This window comes from Plesiomonas sp. (assembly GCF_051650925.1).
Lineage (GTDB): Bacteria > Pseudomonadota > Gammaproteobacteria > Enterobacterales > CAMTGL01 > Plesiomonas.
On the sequence record NZ_JBOFRH010000539.1, the window covers coordinates 1 to 3,818 of the forward strand.

3 protein-coding genes are annotated in these 3,818 nt (G+C 53.9%); 2 read left to right on the top strand and 1 reads right to left on the bottom strand.

Translation table 11 applies throughout. The features are described from left to right. A partial coding sequence (astD, locus tag ACRC27_RS12820; protein ID WP_438640048.1) for a succinylglutamate-semialdehyde dehydrogenase occupies positions 1 to 1,215 on the top strand: 1,215 nt, incomplete at its 5' end. A gap of 47 nt (positions 1,216 to 1,262) precedes the next feature. Further along, positions 1,263 to 2,243: a DUF1338 domain-containing protein gene (locus tag ACRC27_RS12825; RefSeq protein ID WP_438640049.1), complete on the top strand. Its 981-nt coding sequence runs from the start codon at positions 1,263 to 1,265 to the stop codon at positions 2,241 to 2,243. Between the two features lie 57 nt (positions 2,244 to 2,300). Here the strand turns inward: ACRC27_RS12825 and ACRC27_RS12830 are convergent. After that, positions 2,301 to 3,818 (bottom strand): FUSC family protein (locus ACRC27_RS12830; RefSeq protein WP_438640050.1); only part of this gene is annotated, 1,518 nt, incomplete at its 5' end.

Consider the following 3,818-nt stretch of genomic DNA (forward strand, 5'->3'; position numbering starts at 1 on the left):
ATCACACAGGAGACGGGTAAACCGCTGTGGGAGAGCCGGACAGAAGTCATCGCGATGCAGGGAAAAACGGAGATTGCAATCCGCGCGTATCTTGAGCGTACGGGGGAGCGTGAGTCAGCACTTCCGCAGGGGCGTGCGATGGTGCGCCATCGCGCACATGGGGTGATGGCGGTATTTGGCCCCTACAATTTTCCCGGCCATCTACCTAACGGGCACATTATTCCAGCACTGCTGGCAGGCAATACCGTGGTGTTTAAACCCTCAGAGCAGACACCGCTGGTGGCCGCACATGTGGCCGCTCTCTGGCAGCAAAGCGGTCTGCCCGCCGGCGTATTAAATCTGGTACAGGGTGCGCGCGATGTAGGTAAAGCACTGGCAGCGTCCCCTGAACTCGATGGCTTGCTGTTTACCGGCAGCTCGGCGACCGGATTGCAGTTGGCACGTGAATCACTGGCATTCCCGCAGCGGATTGTGGCGCTGGAGATGGGGGGGAATAATCCGCTGATTGTACAGAGCGTTAGTGATATGCGGGCGGCGGTGCACGATATTGTGCATTCGGCGTTTTTATCGGCCGGACAGCGTTGCACCAGCGCCCGTCGTTTACTGTTACCACAAGGTACTGAGGGCGATCAGTTGCTTGCGATATTACTGCGGGTGACTGAGCAACTGGAGGTAGGGATGCCGCAATCTGATCCGCAACCCTTTATCGGCAGTATGATCAGTGCCGAGGTTGCCGATCAGCTATGCCACACCGAACAGCAGTTACTTGCGTTGGGGGCACGCAGCTTGCTGCCGCTGCGCCGATCTGCGTTAGGGGGCGCGTTTTTGCATCCAGCCATTATTGATGTCTCTGATGTGCCGGTATTACCAGATGAAGAGTATTTTGGCCCTTTATTGCAGGTACAGCGTTACCGTGATTTTACCCATGCGCTGACGCTGGCAAATCAAACCCGTTACGGGCTTTCAGCCGGATTACTCAGTGATGATGCCGAGTTGTATCAGCAGTTTTACAGCCAGATCCGTGCCGGTATCGTGAACTGGAATCGGCCGTTAACCGGTGCGTCGAGTGCTGCACCGTTTGGTGGATGTGGCGCATCGGGTAACCATCACCCTTCGGCATTTTATGCGGCCGATTATTGTGCCTATCCGGTGGCATCGATGGAGCAACCGCGGGTAACGCTGCCTGCCCAATTAAGCCCCGGTCTGCATTTATAGCGTTATTTGCCATTATATTTGTCGTTATTGCGTAAGGGGAACCGAGTATGCCGACAGATTCTCACTCTTCTCAGGATTTGCCTGATCCTGATGCTGCGAATAATACGGCTTGTTCGCCTCAGTCTCAGTTGCCGCCAGATCTGGCTCTATCCTTGTATCATGGCGTTGAAAATAGCGGTATTGATAATCAACGTGGTGGCCATAAACCGAGTGACAATACGGGTGATACCCATGATCCGCTGGCGCAGTGGTTTGGTTGTTTATGGCAAGATTATGTCCGGCATACGCCGAGTGCCCGCCAGATCCACACGCTGTTGGGGGGCGATGAGGCGATTGTGAATGATCATATTGCGCTGCGAACATTTAACCGCCCAAGTGTAGGGCTTGGGGTACAAGTTCCGCTGCTAGAGCAGTGGGGCTATCGGGTCGCGGGGCACTACCAGTTCACGCAAAAACAGCTTGATGCGGTACACCTTGAGCATGTTGATCCGCGCATGCCGAAAATTTTCATGTCAGAGTTACGGGTAGATGGGCTGTCTGCGGCGGCGGTACGTTTAATTGACCGTTTGATTGGTGAGCTGCCTGCGGGAATGTTCGACAGTGCAGCGGCTCTATATGCAGGGCGTATCTGGCAGTTGTCTTGGGATGAGTACCAGAGCTTACGGGCAGAGAGTGAGTATGCCGCATGGCTGGCCGCGTTGGGGTTTCGTGCTAACCACTTTACGGTATCGGTTAACCAGTTAACCGCCTTTCACAGCCTTGCAGCCTTGAATCAGCAGATAAAAAGTAGCGGGATAGCGCTCAATACCACGGGTGGTGAGATTAAAGGCTCGGCAGATGTGTATCTTGAGCAGTCGGCAACGCTGGCCGATCCTGTGGAGGTGGTTTTTAGTGATCAGCGTGCCACTATTCCCGGTTGCTTTTATGAATTTGCACTGCGCTACCGACAAGCCGATGGCGTGCTGTATCAGGGGTTTGTTGAGGCATCAGCAGATAAAATTTTTAGCAGTACGCATTTTCGTGCGTAGTAAAAAAATAGCCCCACTGCTGGGGCTATGTATTGTGTACCGAGCCACGGCTGCGCATTATAAATTCCGCGAGGTGACCGCCAATCCAGACAGCGCATACATCTCATTAAGATGAGAGATGATCCGATAGAAATGGTGATCAAGCGCGCTGCGCTCTTCTGGCAGTGGTGGCATCGGCAGAGCCAGCAGACTGCTGTTGGCTATCGGCGTGCGGTGGATAAGTTGCTGCTGGCAGGCTTGAATGGCAAACTCAATGGCTGCGCGATACTGTTGCAGCGCCTCTTCCGGTAAACTTGCCCCCTCGCGGATCTCAACAGTCATGCTGTTGATGTGCTCAACAACCTGTTGGCTGTGTGATTGCCACAGTAAGATCTCTTTCAGATATAAACTATTATATCCGGGCTCTTGCAGTGCCTGCGTATAGGAGTTGTTCATATCCATTTGTGCCTGATTCATGGCGATACGGGAAAGACTCAGCTCACCTGAATTCACCGCCTGCCGTTCGAGCATATGTATTAAGCGGTTTACATGCAGCCAGACTGTGCCCAGTAGTGTATCGGCATAGTTCAGTAAGCGGGTACTTTGCCATTGCGGCCACAGCAACATGGTGCTGAGAAAGGCCAGCACGCACCCCAGTAGGGTATCTTCGAGTCGAGCCACCAAGAACGCCGCACTGTCATGAGTCAGCAGTTGTAGCAGGCAAACAACCATCACTGTCAGTAAAACAACTGCCCAGCCATAGTGATTGTGTACCAGCGAAAAGCCAATCAGCGTACCAAAAAACATAAATGCGAGCAGCCAAGCGACGGGGAGATTGAGCATTAAAACCCCCGTTCCGATGACCAGCCCCAGTAAGGTGCCGTATGCCCGATGCTGAATACGCACTTTGGTGGCGTTATAACCGCTTTGCATCACCAGTACAATGGTCAGCAGCACCCAGTAAGCACGCGGCAGAGAGAGCAGCGCACCGATCTCAGCGCCAATGGCCAGCGTTAGCCCACTGCGAGCGGCCATTCGCAATGAGGCCGATTGCCAGTTCAGGTAGTTGCGCAGTGCGGTTAACAGCGGAGGGCGGGGGATGCTCGGACACAGCTCGCGCTGATATAGCGGGTGCAGCGCATTGAGAAGTTGCGCGACTCGGCTGAAATGGTAGTGGCAGAATGTCAGGACCTCGCTGTCTGGCGAGGCTTGTTGCAACGCGGTCAGCTCATCAAGTGTCGTTTGCATGGTAAAAGGGGGTATGGTTTCGCTATACAAAATAGCATCGGCGATTTGGCGTAAGCGTTGCACCATCAGCGCTACATTACCTAAAATAACCGCATCGGCCTGATAGGTGCGGATCTCCTCTTGTACCCGTGCCGGCTGGTTTAAGCTGCTGGTGATATGCTCTTGCAGATCAAGCGCGGTCTGGAACAGTTGCAGCATTTGCTGCCCGCCGCGCCAGTGCTGGGCATCGAGCTGTTGCAACATCTGGCTGCTTTGCGACAGCAGCTCCATCAGCGTTTGCTGCTTACTGAGCAGGTGCAGGCTGGCTTGTTCGGGGTTATCGGCACTGACTAAAATGTGGTATTTGGT

What these genes read in the sequence shown, in the direction of transcription:
- ACRC27_RS12825 (WP_438640049.1), top strand. Translation starts at nt 1,263, where the DNA reads ATGCCGACAGATTCTCACTCTTCTCAGGATTTGCCTGATCCTGATGCT.